The sequence below is a fragment of the Ruegeria pomeroyi DSS-3 genome, from assembly GCF_000011965.2.
GTDB lineage: Bacteria > Pseudomonadota > Alphaproteobacteria > Rhodobacterales > Rhodobacteraceae > Ruegeria_B > Ruegeria_B pomeroyi.
In genome coordinates this window covers 3,045,147-3,057,781 of record NC_003911.12, presented here as the reverse complement: position 1 = coordinate 3,057,781, position 12,635 = coordinate 3,045,147, and the positions used below count along the sequence as shown (strand labels likewise).

The 12,635-nt window shown below is 64.7% G+C and carries 13 protein-coding genes; 4 read left to right on the top strand and 9 right to left on the bottom strand.

The window, feature by feature from the left end; all coding sequences use genetic code 11:
• The first annotated feature begins 79 nt into the window (after window positions 1–79).
• Window positions 80–1,042 (top strand): NAD(P)-dependent oxidoreductase, encoded by a 963-nt coding sequence (locus tag SPO_RS14515; protein WP_011048559.1) that lies wholly within the window; start codon window positions 80–82, stop codon window positions 1,040–1,042.
• Window positions 1,043–1,109: 67 nt separating this feature from the next.
• Here the strand turns inward: SPO_RS14515 and SPO_RS14510 are convergent, their stop codons facing one another.
• Both SPO_RS14510 and SPO_RS14505 read right to left on the bottom strand, forming a co-directional pair.
• Complete coding sequence (locus SPO_RS14510; RefSeq protein ID WP_011048558.1) at window positions 1,110–1,454, bottom strand: DUF427 domain-containing protein; 345 nt, start codon at window positions 1,452–1,454, stop codon at window positions 1,110–1,112.
• An 83-nt stretch (window positions 1,455–1,537) separates the two neighbouring features.
• Window positions 1,538–3,328 carry an aminopeptidase P family protein gene (locus SPO_RS14505; RefSeq protein WP_011048557.1) on the bottom strand — a complete coding sequence of 597 codons (1,791 nt, stop codon included), beginning with the start codon at window positions 3,326–3,328 and terminating at the stop codon, window positions 1,538–1,540.
• Between the two features lie 109 nt (window positions 3,329–3,437).
• On the opposite strand from SPO_RS14505, the gene SPO_RS14500 reads away from it, so the two are divergent.
• Window positions 3,438–3,806, top strand: a complete 369-nt coding sequence (locus SPO_RS14500) for a hypothetical protein (protein ID WP_144084016.1) — start codon at window positions 3,438–3,440, stop codon at window positions 3,804–3,806.
• Window positions 3,807–3,977: 171 nt separating this feature from the next.
• Here SPO_RS14500 and cobT read toward each other — a convergent pair whose 3' ends face one another.
• The 4 genes from cobT to SPO_RS14480 form a co-directional block, all read right to left on the bottom strand.
• The gene (cobT, locus tag SPO_RS14495) at window positions 3,978–5,855 is read right to left on the bottom strand and encodes a cobaltochelatase subunit CobT (RefSeq protein WP_011048555.1); all 1,878 of its coding nucleotides are present in this window, start codon (window positions 5,853–5,855) and stop codon (window positions 3,978–3,980) included.
• Between the two features lie 120 nt (window positions 5,856–5,975).
• On the bottom strand, window positions 5,976–6,419 hold the full coding sequence (locus SPO_RS22280) for a thermonuclease family protein (protein ID WP_011048554.1): 444 nt from the start codon (window positions 6,417–6,419) through the stop codon (window positions 5,976–5,978).
• Window positions 6,416–7,402: a cobaltochelatase subunit CobS gene (gene cobS, locus SPO_RS14485; protein ID WP_030003239.1), complete on the bottom strand. Its 987-nt coding sequence runs from the start codon at window positions 7,400–7,402 to the stop codon at window positions 6,416–6,418. The genes SPO_RS22280 and cobS overlap by 4 nt, the downstream gene beginning before the upstream one ends.
• Window positions 7,403–7,541: 139 nt before the next feature.
• Window positions 7,542–8,144: a methyltransferase family protein gene (locus tag SPO_RS14480; protein WP_011048552.1), complete on the bottom strand. Its 603-nt coding sequence runs from the start codon at window positions 8,142–8,144 to the stop codon at window positions 7,542–7,544.
• A gap of 228 nt (window positions 8,145–8,372) precedes the next feature.
• Here SPO_RS14480 and SPO_RS22275 point away from each other — a divergent pair, with 228 nt between their 5' ends.
• Complete coding sequence (locus SPO_RS22275) at window positions 8,373–9,320, top strand: Hint domain-containing protein (RefSeq protein WP_051420387.1); 948 nt, start codon at window positions 8,373–8,375, stop codon at window positions 9,318–9,320.
• On the opposite strand, the gene SPO_RS14470 is transcribed toward SPO_RS22275, so the two are convergent.
• Entirely contained in the window at window positions 9,313–9,933 is a 621-nt protein-coding gene (locus SPO_RS14470) for a J domain-containing protein (protein WP_011048550.1), read from the bottom strand. The two genes, SPO_RS22275 and SPO_RS14470, sit on opposite strands and share 8 nt — an antisense overlap.
• 143 nt (window positions 9,934–10,076) lie before the next feature.
• On the opposite strand from SPO_RS14470, the gene SPO_RS14465 reads away from it, so the two are divergent.
• Window positions 10,077–10,331 (top strand): BolA family protein, encoded by a 255-nt coding sequence (locus SPO_RS14465; protein WP_011048549.1) that lies wholly within the window; start codon window positions 10,077–10,079, stop codon window positions 10,329–10,331.
• Here SPO_RS14465 and SPO_RS14460 read toward each other — a convergent pair.
• Window positions 10,328–10,807, bottom strand: a complete 480-nt coding sequence (locus tag SPO_RS14460) for a DUF4177 domain-containing protein (protein ID WP_044028574.1) — start codon at window positions 10,805–10,807, stop codon at window positions 10,328–10,330. The genes SPO_RS14465 and SPO_RS14460 overlap by 4 nt on opposite strands.
• A gap of 312 nt (window positions 10,808–11,119) precedes the next feature.
• Window positions 11,120–12,631, bottom strand: coding sequence for an Asp-tRNA(Asn)/Glu-tRNA(Gln) amidotransferase subunit GatB (gene gatB / locus SPO_RS14455; protein WP_011048547.1), 1,512 nt, complete (start codon window positions 12,629–12,631; stop codon window positions 11,120–11,122).
• Between the last annotated feature and the right edge of the window lie 4 nt (window positions 12,632–12,635).

Genomic DNA, 12,635 nt, shown 5'->3' with positions numbered 1-12,635 from the left:
ATTCGTTTCTCTTGGTTAAATCCAGCTTTCATACTGCGCGCGAACACAGGTTCCGGCAGGTCCGGCAAGGGAGGATGGAATGAAAGTAGGCTTTATCGGATTGGGCAATGTGGGCGGCAAGCTCTCGGGCTCGCTTCTGCGCAATGGCATCGATCTGACGGTGCATGATCTCAACCCCGATCTGGTGGCGGGTTTCGTCTCGCGCGGCGCCAAGGCGGCCGAAGGGCCTGCGCAGATGATGCGCGATTGCGACGCGGTGATCACCTGTCTGCCCTCGCCGGCGGCCAGTGCCGCGGTGATGGCGGAGATGCTGCCCGAGGTCGGACCCGGCAAGATCTGGATGGAAATGTCCACCACCGACGAAGCCGAGGTCAAGCGGCTGGGCGAACAGGTGATTGCGCGCGGCGGTGCCGCTGTCGACTGTCCGGTCTCGGGCGGCTGTCACCGGGCCGATACCGGCAATATCTCGATCTTCGCGGGCTGCGACCGGGCCACGTTCGAGCGCATCCTGCCCTTCCTGACCGTGATGGGGCGGCGGATCCTGCATACCGGCCCGCTGGGCAGCGCCTCGGTGCTGAAGGTGATGACCAACTATCTGGCCACCGCCAACCTGCTGACCTGCTGCGAGGCGCTGGTGACGATGAAGGCCGCTGGCATGGATCTGAACACCACTTACGAGGCAATCAAGATCAGCTCGGGCACCTCTTTCGTGCACGAGACCGAAAGCCAGGTGATTCTGAACGGCAGCCGCGACATCAACTTTACCATGGACCTGGTGAAAAAGGATATCGGCCTGTTCCAGTCGATTGCCGAGCGCACCGGAGTGCCGCTGGAAATCTCGCCGCTCATGATCAGCATTTTCGAGGACGGGATCGCCCGCTATGGCATGCGGGCCCAGTCCGACGACATCATCCGCCGTCTGGAAGAGGCGACCGGGCTTGACATCACCGCGCCGGGCTTCCCGCCCGAGATGGTGGACGACGAGCCCGAAGAGCCAGGCTATGAGGTGGTTCCGCAGGGGCTCGAACGCCAGGCGGGCTAAGGGGACTACACCTCAAAAACGCATGACGCCGTGCAGGAGAATGTTCCTGCACGGCGTTTCCATTCGTTCAGATCTGTTCCACCTTGACGCTGTCGCTCAGTACAAAGGCCAGATAGCCCTTGATCCGCTCCATCGCGGGCAGCGGGTCCTCATAGCTCCAGACCGCATCCTTGGTCACCGACGAGCGGTTGACGATTGAATAATAGCTGGCGTCACCCTTGTGCGGGCAATGGGTGGTCTTGTCGCTGCGGTCCAGGAAGGCCATGGCGATATCGGCGCGCGGGAAATAGATCACCGGCGGCAGATCGCCCTCGCTCAGCTCCAGCGCGTCGCTGCTTTCGCCCAGGATGGCGCCGCCCGAGCGGACGCTCCATTTGCCCGGCGCCTTGCGGATGGTGATGTGATCGCTCATGTTTTCCGTTCCTTCCCCATGTCTCGTATGTCGAATTCTTCGTTCCGGCGGCAAGTGTTCCCCGCCGGTGTAACAGCCGCGTGTCAAAGAGGCGCGGTTGCGGCATCCAACCACATCCGCGTCTCGGCGCCCAGTCGTGGGCCGATCTTTGCCGCAACGTCGGCATGATAGGCGTTCAGCCAGCGCCGTTCCTCTGCCGTCAGCATATCCGCGACGATCAGCCGCCGGTCGATCGGCACATAGGTCAGCGTGCGCCAATCCAGCATCGCGCGTTCGCCGTCGCCGCCGGGCAGGGGGGCGGCCTCTTGCACCACCACCAGGTTTTCGATCCGGATGCCGAATGCGCCTTCGCGATAGTATCCCGGTTCGTTGGACAGGATCATGCCCGGTTCCAGCGGCACATGGCTGGTGCGGGCCAGCCGCTGCGGCCCCTCGTGAACGCTGAGATAGGCGCCGACTCCATGGCCGACACCATGGTTGAAATCCTGCCCGGCCAGCCACAGCGGCAGGCGCGCAACGCATTCGATGTCGCGCCCCGCCAACCCCACCGGCCAGCGCAGCATCGACATGGCGATCATGCCCTTCAGCACCCGGGTGAAACAGGCCTTTTCCTCGTCCCCCACCGCGCCAATGGCGATGGTGCGGGTGACGTCGGTGGTGCCGTCCAGATACTGACCGCCGCTGTCCAGCACCAAGAGATGCCCGTTCTCCAGACGGCTGTCGGTCTCTTCGGTGACGCGGTAATGCATGATCGCGCCATTTGGGCCGGTGCCCGAGATGGTCTCGAAGCTGATCTCCTGCAGGCCGTTGTCACGACGGCGGCACTGTTCCAGCCGGGTGACCACCTGGGTTTCGGTCAGGCTGCCCGGCGCCTGCGCGTCGAGCCAGGCCAAGAGTTCCACCATCGCCGCCCCGTCGCGCAGATGCGCCTCGGCGGCGCCCGCGATCTCGGCGGCGTTCTTGCGGGCTTTCGGCAGGGCGCAGGGATCGCCCCCGTCGCTCATCCGGTCGCCCAGCCGGTCGGCAACGATCTGGGGCAGCGTGTTCAGGTCCACCCGAACCGGCCCAGTCAAGGCCGCCACCGCGTCGAGGAACCCATCGGGTTCGTGCTGCGTCACGCTTGCGTCCAGATGGTCGCCCAGCCCGGTCAGCTTCTGCGCTGCCATGAACAGATCGACCCGCCCGTCAGCGTGCAGAATGGCAAAGCCATGCGCCACCGGGTTGCGCGGAATATCCGCGCCGCGAATGTTCAAGAGCCACATGATGGAATCGGGCAGAGTGATCACCGCAGCCTGTTGCCCCGCCTTGCGCAGGTCCTCGGCCAGCCGGGCGGCCTTGTCAGGGGCGCTTTCACCTGCGAACTCCATTGGATGCGCCTTGACGGCTTCCATCGGCGGCGGTGGCTGGTCCTGCCAGATCCGGTCCACCAGATTGTCGCAAGGCACCAGCTCGATCCCGCTGCCCTTCAACTCACCCGTGGCAGTGCGGATCTGCCCGGCCGCATGCAGCCAGGGATCGAACCCAACGCGCCCGCCCTGTGGCAATTGCTCCTTTAGCCAGGCGGTCAGGGTCACATCGGGCCAGGGGACGGGCGTATAGACATCGGCAACCTGCGCCTTGACCTGGGTGCGATAGCGACCGTCGATGAACACGCCCGCCACATCCATGAGCACCGCGCAGAACCCGGCCGAGCCGGTGAAACCGGTCAGCCAGGCCAGCCGCTCGTCATGGGCGGCGACATATTCGCCCTGATGGGCGTCCGCGCGCGGCACCAGAAAGCCGCTCAACCCCTCGGCCCGCATCTGCGCGCGCAGCTGCTCCAGCCGCGGCGGCCCCTGTTCCGGGCGGGCGGTCACCTCGAACGACTGATACATGCTGCGGCCTCCTTCATGTTTCGGCGCGAAAGGTGCGGCGTGGGGCCGGAAATGTCCAGCACCTGCGCGACGCTCTTGAGAAGCACGCGACTTGGCCTATCATGCGGCCATGATCCGTCTTGCCGCCCTTTTCGTCTCTATGTGCCTCGCCCTGCCGCTGGCCGCGCAGGAAGAGGAACCGCCGACACCCGAAACCGCCCGCCGCAACGCTGCCGATGCGATCAGCGAGAAACTGGCGAACCCGGCAAATCCCGGACAGGCGCGGGTCTCGCGGCTGATCAAGGATGGTGAAACCATCAGGCTCTGCGCCACATCGGATGCCCGCAATGCCCGAGGCACCTATATCGGCCGCGACTATTGGGAGGTCACGCTCAGCAGTGATGGCAAGACCGTGCTGCGAACGCGCAACGTGACCGGTCTTTTGTCTCATTGCTACGGTGCCGAATACAAACCCTTCAAGGAGATGCTGGAAGAGTGACCGGATTGTCCACAGTTGGACCCAGCGCACGCAAGCCCACCGGCAGCGCCAGTCGTCAGGCGCCTCTGGGGTATTCTCGCGGAATGAAGGGGCTAATCCCCCTGCTTCTTTCTGGTCACAAATACTCCCGCCGGAGGCGCCCGCAATAGCGGCACACGCCACCGCCGGGGGTCAGCTGGCGCGTTTCATCCCCATCACCCGTGCCCGCGCGCGCGGGTCGCTGTCGAACAGGGCGGCCAGTTGTTCGGTCATGGCGCCCGCCAGCTGCTCGACATCGGTAATCGTAACCGCGCGCTGGTAATAGCGGGTCACGTCATGGCCGATGCCGATGGCCAGCAGTTCCACCTGCTTGCGCCGTTCGACCATGGCGATCACGTCACGCAGGTGTTTTTCCAGATAATTGGCGGGGTTCACACTGAGCGTGGAATCGTCCACCGGCGCCCCGTCCGAGATCACCATCAGGATCTTGCGCTGCTCGCGGCGCCCCAGCATCCGGCGATGCGCCCATTCCAGCGCCTCGCCGTCGATGTTTTCCTTCAAGAGCCCCTCTTTCATCATCAGGCCCAGGTTCTGCCGTGTGCGCCGCATCGGCGCGTCGGCGGCCTTGTAGATGATGTGGCGCAGGTCGTTCAGGCGGCCGGGCTGCTGCGGGCGACCCTCGTTCAACCAGGCCTCGCGCGCCAGCCCGCCCTTCCAGGCGCGGGTGGTAAAGCCCAGAATCTCGACCTTGACGTTGCAGCGCTCCAGGGTGCGCGCCAGCACATCGGCGCAGATCGCCGCGATCGAGATCGGGCGGCCCCGCATCGAGCCCGAGTTGTCGAGCAGCAGCGTCACCACCGTGTCGCGGAATTCGGTATCCTTCTCCACCTTGAACGACAGCGGCGTGGTCGGGTTGGCGACAACCCGCGCCAGCCGTCCGGCGTCCAGAATGCCTTCTTCGCGGTCGAATTCCCAGCTGCGGTTCTGCTGCGCCTGAAGGCGGCGTTGCAGCTTGTTGGCAAGGCGGCTCACCGCGCCTTTCAGCGGCTCGAGCTGCTGATCGAGATAGGCGCGCAGCCGTTCCAGCTCGGCGGGTTCGGCCAGCTCCTCGGCGGCGATCTCCTCGTCATGGGTATCCAGATAGACCTTGTAGTTCGGATCGGCCTCGGAGGCGGGCGGCGGCGGCGGCGGTTCCAGCGGCGCCTCGCCATCGGGCATCTCTGTCTCTTCGGCCAGCTCCTCGTCGGCCAGTTCGTCCATCGAGACCTGGGCCTGGCTTTCGTCCTGCTGCTGTTCCTGGCTCTGCTCGGGATCGGCGTCGGCGTCCTGATCGTCCTGATCATCCTGGCCGGTGCTGTCGGGATCGGGCTGCTCGTCGGCGTCGTCCTCGGCCTGATCCTCCTGATCCTCGTCCATCTCGTCCGGGTCGTCGCCCAGTTGGTCGCCATAGCCGAGGTCCTTGATCACCTGGCGGGCAAATTTGGCGAATTCGGCCTGATTGGACAGGATATCGCTCAGGTTCTCGAGCGTGCCGCCGGCCTGTTCCTCAATGAAGCCGCGCCACAGGTTCATCACATTGGCGGCCGCCGCGGGCAGGTCGCGCCCGGTGGCCAGGTGGCGCACCAGATAGCCCGCAGCCACCGGCAGCGGTGCCTCCGAAGGCTGCTTGCACTGGTCATAGCCGCGCCGCAGCGCCTCATGCGTGATCTTGACGTCGATGTTCGATGCGGTGCCGGGCATGTCGCGGGCGCCCATCGCCTCGCATCGGGCGGTCTCCATCGCCTCGTAGAGGTCGCGCGCCATGTCGCCCGGCGGGGCATAGCGGCTGTGGGTCGCGTCGTCGTGATAGCGCCGATAGAGCGCCAGCGCATCCGCCGTGCCCCGCGCCAGCAACACCTCGTCGCGGGTCATCCGGCGGCTGACCTGGGGCAGGCGCATCGCATCGCCGCTGACGCCCGAGGGATCGACCGTATAGCTGACCGACAGGTCCGGGTCGTCGGCCATCACCTTGGTCGCCTCGGCCAGCGCCTTCTTGAACGGATCGGCGGGGTTGTCGGTCGGTTTGCTCATGGCTCTCGGTTCGCCTTCTTCGTCTCTGTCAGCCTAGGGCCAACCCAAATGGATGGCCAGAGGCATTGCTGTCTGTCCTCTCCCTCCCGAGGACAGCCCGGCAGGGCTGGAGGAGGGGCCTCAGGCGGCCAGTTTCCTGCACCAGTCAATCCGTTTGCCGCCCGCATAGGGTACGGCCAGTCTGGCATCGACCATGGTCTTGGCCAGATTAGTGCCATCCACCTCAAACCGCACCAACAGCCGCTTGTACTTGTCCTTGCCCTGGTAATCCGGCCGGATCACCCGGGCTTGCCGCAAGTGCGCCTCCAGAAACCGTTTGGCCATCTCGCCGCGCGCCTTTTCGGCGGCGCAGCCGGGGCGGTAGGTTTCGGGCGTGTCAAAGCCCACCAGCCGGACGGTGCCGCCGCGCCCTTCGGTACAGGACAGGCGCAGCGTGTCGCCATCAACAACCTCGGTGATCGCGCAGACCGCGTTTGCCCGGGTTGGTACGTAGGCCACCGCCGTTGGTGGCAAGGGCGTGCAGCCGCCCAGGACCACCGCCGCGACCAGTGCCGCCCGGATCACCCCAGGCTCGTGCTGGCCGCGCTTTCGGGCAGTTCCTCGTCGAAGCAGCGCTGATAGAACTCGGCCACCGTCTGGCGCTCCAGCTCGTCGCATTTGTTGAGGAAGGTCAGCCGGAAGGCATAGCCCACATCACGGAAGATCTCGGCATTCTGCGCCCAGTTGATCACGGTCCGGGGCGACATCACGGTCGAAAGATCCCCGTTCATGAACGCAGTCCGGGTCAGGTCGGCCACGGTCACCATCTGGCTGACCTGCTTGCGGCCCTTCTCGGTGTTGTAATGGGGCGCCTTGGACAGCACGATCATCGTCTCGGCGTCATGGCTGAGATAGTTCAGCGTCGCCACCAGCGACCAGCGGTCCATCTGGGCCTGGTTGATCTGCTGGGTGCCGTGATAGAGGCCAGTGGTGTCGCCCAGACCCACCGTGTTGGCGGTGGCGAACAGGCGGAAACAGGGGTTCGGCGTGATGATCTCGTTCTGGTCCAGCAGGGTCAGCTTGCCGTCATGTTCCAGCACCCGCTGGATCACGAACATCACGTCGGCGCGGCCCGCATCGTATTCGTCGAACACGATGGCAACGGGGTTGCGCAGCGCCCAGGGCAGGATGCCCTCGTGGAACTCGGTCACCTGTTTGCCGTCGCGCAGCTTGATGGCGTCCTTGCCGATCAGGTCGATCCGGCTGATATGGCTGTCCAGGTTGACGCGCACGCAGGGCCAGTTCAACCGCGCGGCGACCTGTTCGATATGGGTCGATTTTCCGGTGCCGTGATAGCCCTGCACCATGACACGGCGGTTGTGGCTGAACCCGGCCAGAATCGCCAGCGTGGTGTCGGGATCGAACTTGTAGGTCTGGTCGATTTCGGGCACCCGGTCGCTGCGCTCGGCAAAGCCCTTGACCAGCATGGGCGTGTCGATGCCAAAGACTTCGCGGACGGAAATCTCCTCGGTGGGTTTTGCGTTCATCGGGATCGTTCCGTCAGCCATACCAATCGTCCTTATCGCCTTCCCGCGCCGATCGGGGCGGGCCAATCTTGTCGGGGTGCACCATATCGCCCCCAGCCGCAAGGAAAAGGCGAAAAGCGCCGCGTGGGCGCTTTTTGCCGTCACGAAAGCGGGGGGTCCGTCAGCCGAGCAGCGCCGCGCGCATCCGCATCAGGCTGCGGGTGTCGACGAAACGGGGTGTCGCGCGCATATAGTCGCGAAAGGCGGCGCCGTAACCGGCGAGCAGCCAGCGTTCCTCGTTCAGGATGAACAGGAAATAGAGCAGGAAGAGCAAGCCCGCCAACAGAGCGGTCAGAACCGAGCCCGCCGCGATCGCCAGGCCCAGCGTGGCCATGACCGAGGTCACGTATTGCGGGTTGCGCGACCAGGCATAGATGCCGCCGGTGACCAGCCCGCCGCTGTTGCAATAGGTGTTGTCGAGACCAAGAAACCGGTATCCCCACAGCGTGATGGCGAAGGCGGCCAGCATCACCGGCACTCCGAGGGCAAAGCGCAGCCAGTGGCCCCAGCCGTTGACGGCCGCCTCGCTCAGGGCAAACACGATGGTGGCGCCGCAGAACAGCCGGAACAGGCCAAAGGCCAGATGGTGCCGCCAGCCGCTGGCGCTGGGCCAGAGAGCGAGCGCAGGACGCCAGAGATTGAGGGCCAGGTATCCGCCCAGCAGAAGCGCCGAGAACAGGGAAAGGGCCAGGGCAAACGGGGCGAGGAGAGGCAGAATATCCATTGAAAGGCGGTCTTGGCTGTTGTTTGTCTGCGGGCGGGGCGCCCGCGTATCATCTCGGCAAGAATATCGCGCGATTGTAACAGTTTGTCTGGCGCGCCAGAGCGGCCCGGCACAGCGGTTTTCCGCCGCAATCGGATGGCAGGGCGGTGCCTGTTCATTATAAGTTTCTGTCTGACGCGGATTGGCGTTAAGGTATGGGTAACTTTCGTGCCCCGCGAGGAAGGCCAGATGGCGCTGAACATTTTCGGCCCGCCGGTAATCAACGTCCCGCCCGCGACCGAGACCATCACCCAGTTGTATACGGCGTCGAAACCGGCGGCCTGGTCGGTTGTGGTGACCGGGGATGGGGCGCTGACACCGGCGGACTATTCGGTGACGATCTCGGGCAGCGGCCTGCTGACCGTCACCCTGATGCCGGGTGTGATCGTGCCGCCGGGCACCGCGCTGTCGCTGACCATCTCGGCCAGCAGTGGCCCGGGCGCCGGCAACAACGGGTCGCTCAACGTCACCGTCAACCTTCCTGCGGGCGTGGTGCCCTGTTTCGTCGCGGGCAGTCTGATCGATACGGTAGAGGGGCCACGCCCGGTCGAGACGCTGGCGGTGGGTGATCTGGTGCCGGTCGAGGATGGACCACCGCAGCCGATCCTCTGGATCGGGAAACGTACCCTGAGCATCGCGGACCTTGGGGCCAATCCCCATCTGAGGCCCGTCCGCATCCGGCGCGACGCGCTGGGGCCGAGCTGTCCACACCGGACTCTCTGGGTGTCGCCGCAACACCGGATCGTCTTGCAGGGTTGGCGGGCCGAGCTGTTTTTCGGCGAGGCGCAGGTCTTTGCCGCCGCCATCCACCTGACCAATGACGACACCATTCGCCAATGCCGTCCCAACCGGGCGGTGACCTATTATCATCTGGCCTTCGAGCGCCATTTGCTGCTGCGCGCCCATGGGCTGCTGTCCGAGAGCATTTTTCTCGGTGACATTGCCTTCCTTGCGTTGCGGCGCAGCGATGTCGAGGAATTGCTGGTGCTGTTCCCCGAATTGCGCAGCAGAACCGGACGGGATGCCTCGCGAACCCGCCTGCGCTGCCTGACGGGCAGCGAAGCGCGCCTTGCAGGTGCGCGCTCGGGGCCTGGGCGGCGGGGCCAGCCCCGCGCGCCGCAATCTGCGATTACTTGAAGTTGCGGCTGTCCTTGATCTGGTCCCAGGCCCAGACCACCTCTTGCAGCTGTTCTTCCTGGCTGCGGTCGCCGCCATTCATGTCGGGATGCAGCACCTTGATCAGTTTCTTGTAAGCGGCGCGCACCTCGGCCTTGGTCCAGCTGTCCTTTGCCTCGAGAATCTCGATGGCGCGGCGCTCGGTGGGCGGCAGGCGGCGGCCGGTATTGGCGCGGCCCGGATTCTGGGTGGCGTTGGCGCCAAGCACCTGATGCGGATCCTCGATGCCCAGCCGTGCCCATGCGCGTGCCTCGGGGTCGGTCATGGGACGTGTCTTGCGCTCCCACACCTTGTCCTTGGACATCTGGGCGTTCATCTCGGCCTCGGTGGTGCCGTCGAAGAAGTTCCATTTCTGGTTATATTCGCGCACATGCTGCTGGCAGAACCAGAAATAGTCGTCCAGCACATCGGGCGCCTTGGGCGCGCGGAACTTGCCCGCCTCGGTGCAGCCCTCGTGTTCGCAGACCCGGACCGATGTTTCAGAGGCGCCCGACATGCCCCGGCGCCCGCGCGGGTTCTTCTTCTTGGCGGAAGAGACGGACATATCGAATCCGAACGGATCTGATTTGCTCATGACGGGCCCTTTCGGTTGCGGCTTCTCGACTCGGAGGCAGGAGTTTAGTCTAAGTCACGCCAGATAGAAGAGGGCGGCGGCAAGAAAATCGCCTCCGCGCGGAAAAGAGCGCAGATTGCGCGGCAACGAGAGGGCAGACAGGCATGACGATCGCAGAGGAAATGCGCGCAAGGTTGCAGGCGGCATTTGCGCCGACCGAATTGGAGGTGGTCGACGACAGCGAAAGCCACCGCGGCCATGCCGGGTTTCGCGAGGGCGGGCAGAGCCATTTCAACATCCGCATCCGCGCCGCCGCCTTTGCCGGGCAAAGCCGGGTGGCGCGGCACCGCGCGGTACATGCGGCGCTGGGCGATATCGTGCCGCGCATCCATGCGCTGGCGCTCGATATCGGCACCTAGTCCCTGTCGAGTTTGGCCTCACGATCGGGTTCAGGCTCGGCGCTGGGCGTGTCTGCGGGTTTGGCGCCATGCATCGGCGGGTCGTTGACCGGGGCCGCGATGGGTGCTGGGGCGCGGCGATCGGCCTCGGCCGGGCCGGGGACCGGGCGGGCCAGCGGCGGGGTATCGGCGCTGTCACTCGCGGGGGCCGGCGCCTCCACCTCTGCCTTTGCCTCTGTTTCGGGCAGCACTTCGGGGCCGGCGGGCAGCGGACGGCGGAACACCAGCAGGTTGCGCCAGTTGGTGGTCGACCCGGTCAGGCCCGAGCGTTCCTCGCTGGGCAGCAGTTCGGCCCGCTGATATTCCCAGCCCTCGGCGGCCAGCTGGTTCAGCGCCTGCTCCACCGACAGCGCGAACCGCGCCGGCGCGGTCTTGACGCCCTTGGCCTTGATGCCCTTTTCGGGGGCGGGGACAACCTTGTATTCGTAGCGGATCATGCTCAGAGCCTCTTTGGATCGGGCGCAGACTACTCCAGGCGGATGCAAAAAGGCCAGAGGCGGCGGACGGGCAGAGCGATGTCTCGCCGGCCCCTACCCGAGACGGCTCAAAGGCGGCGTTCAACGCGCTCTGGCCCGTGTTTCCGAGTGTTCGCGTTCCATTGCAATTGGTGCCGGAACGCGGTTCGCTCCGCGCCTCGTGCGCTTCGACGGTCTGATGATACAGTCAGACAGTTTCCTGCTGACCAGATCGTTGACCGCCTTGGCGCGCTCTCGCACGATCCTCTGGATCATGCTACCGCGCGGGGTGTGTCAGCCATTCAGTTTCTTTGAAACCATCTGGTTGACGACGCCCGGATTGGCCTTGCCGCCGGTGGCCTTCATCACCTGACCCACGAACCAGCCTGCCAGTTTCGGGTTCACCTTGGCCTTTTCCACCTGCGCCGGGTTGGCGGCGATGATTTCGTCCAGTGCGGCCTCGATGGCGCCCGTGTCGGTCACCTGCTTCATGCCGCGCGCCTCGACGATTTCAGCAGGATCGCCGCCTTCGGTATAGACGATCTCGAACAGGTCCTTGGCGATCTTGCCCGAGATTGCATCCGACGCGATCAGGTCGATGATGCCGCCCAGCTGGCTTGGGCTGACCGGGCTGTCGGTGATGTCGTGGTCTTCCTTCTTCAGCCGTCCGAACAGCTCGTTGATGACCCAGTTGGCCGCCAGCTTGCCGTTGCGCCCCTGTGCCACCTCTTCGAAGTAACGCGCCGATTCCACCTCGGCGGTCAGTACCGAAGCGTCATAGTCTGTCAGGCCGAACTCTTTGATAAAGCGCGCTTTCTTGTCGTCCGGCAGTTCCGGCAGGCTGGCCGCAATGTCATCGACCCAGGCCTGCTCGATCTCGAGCGGCAGCAGGTCGGGGTCGGGGAAGTAGCGGTAATCATGCGCCTCTTCCTTGGACCGCATCGAGCGGGTCTCGTTCTTGTCCGGGTCGTACAGCCGGGTTTCCTGATCCACCTCGCCGCCCGCTTCGACAATGGCGATCTGGCGGCGCGCCTCGTATTCGATGGCCGCCTGGATGAACCGCATCGAGTTCATGTTCTTGATCTCGCAGCGCGTGCCCAGATGCGAAAAGTCCTGTGTTTCCTGATACTTCTCATAGGCGCCCGGACGGCAGATCGACACGTTCACATCGGCCCGCAGGTTGCCGTTCTGCATGTTGCCGTCACAGGTGCCCAGATAGCGCAGGATCTGGCGCAGCTTGGCGATATAGGCGGCGGCCTCTTCGGGGCCGCGGATATCGGGGCGGCTGACGATCTCCATCAGGCAGACGCCGGTGCGGTTGAGGTCGACAAAGGACATGTTCGGATCCATGTCATGGATCGACTTGCCCGCGTCCTGCTCCATGTGGATCCGTTCGATCCGGACCCGGCGCGCGGTGCCGTCACCCATTTCGACCAGCACTTCGCCTTCGCCGACAATGGGATGATAAAGCTGGGAAATCTGGTATCCCTGCGGCAGGTCGGGATAGAAATAGTTCTTGCGGTCAAAGGCCGATTTCAGGTTGATCTCGGCCTTCAGCCCCAGCCCGGTGCGCACCGCCTGTTCGACGCAGAACTCGTTGATGACAGGCAGCATGCCCGGCATCGCCGCATCCACAAAAGAGACGTTGGAATTGGGCTCGGCGCCAAAGGCGGTCGAGGCGCCCGAGAACAGTTTCGCCTGTGACGCGACCTGAGCGTGCACCTCCATGCCGATCACCAGTTCCCAGTCGTGCTTGGCACCGGCGATGGTCTTGGGTTTGGGGGTCTCGAAGGTCAGGTCCAGCATGGGT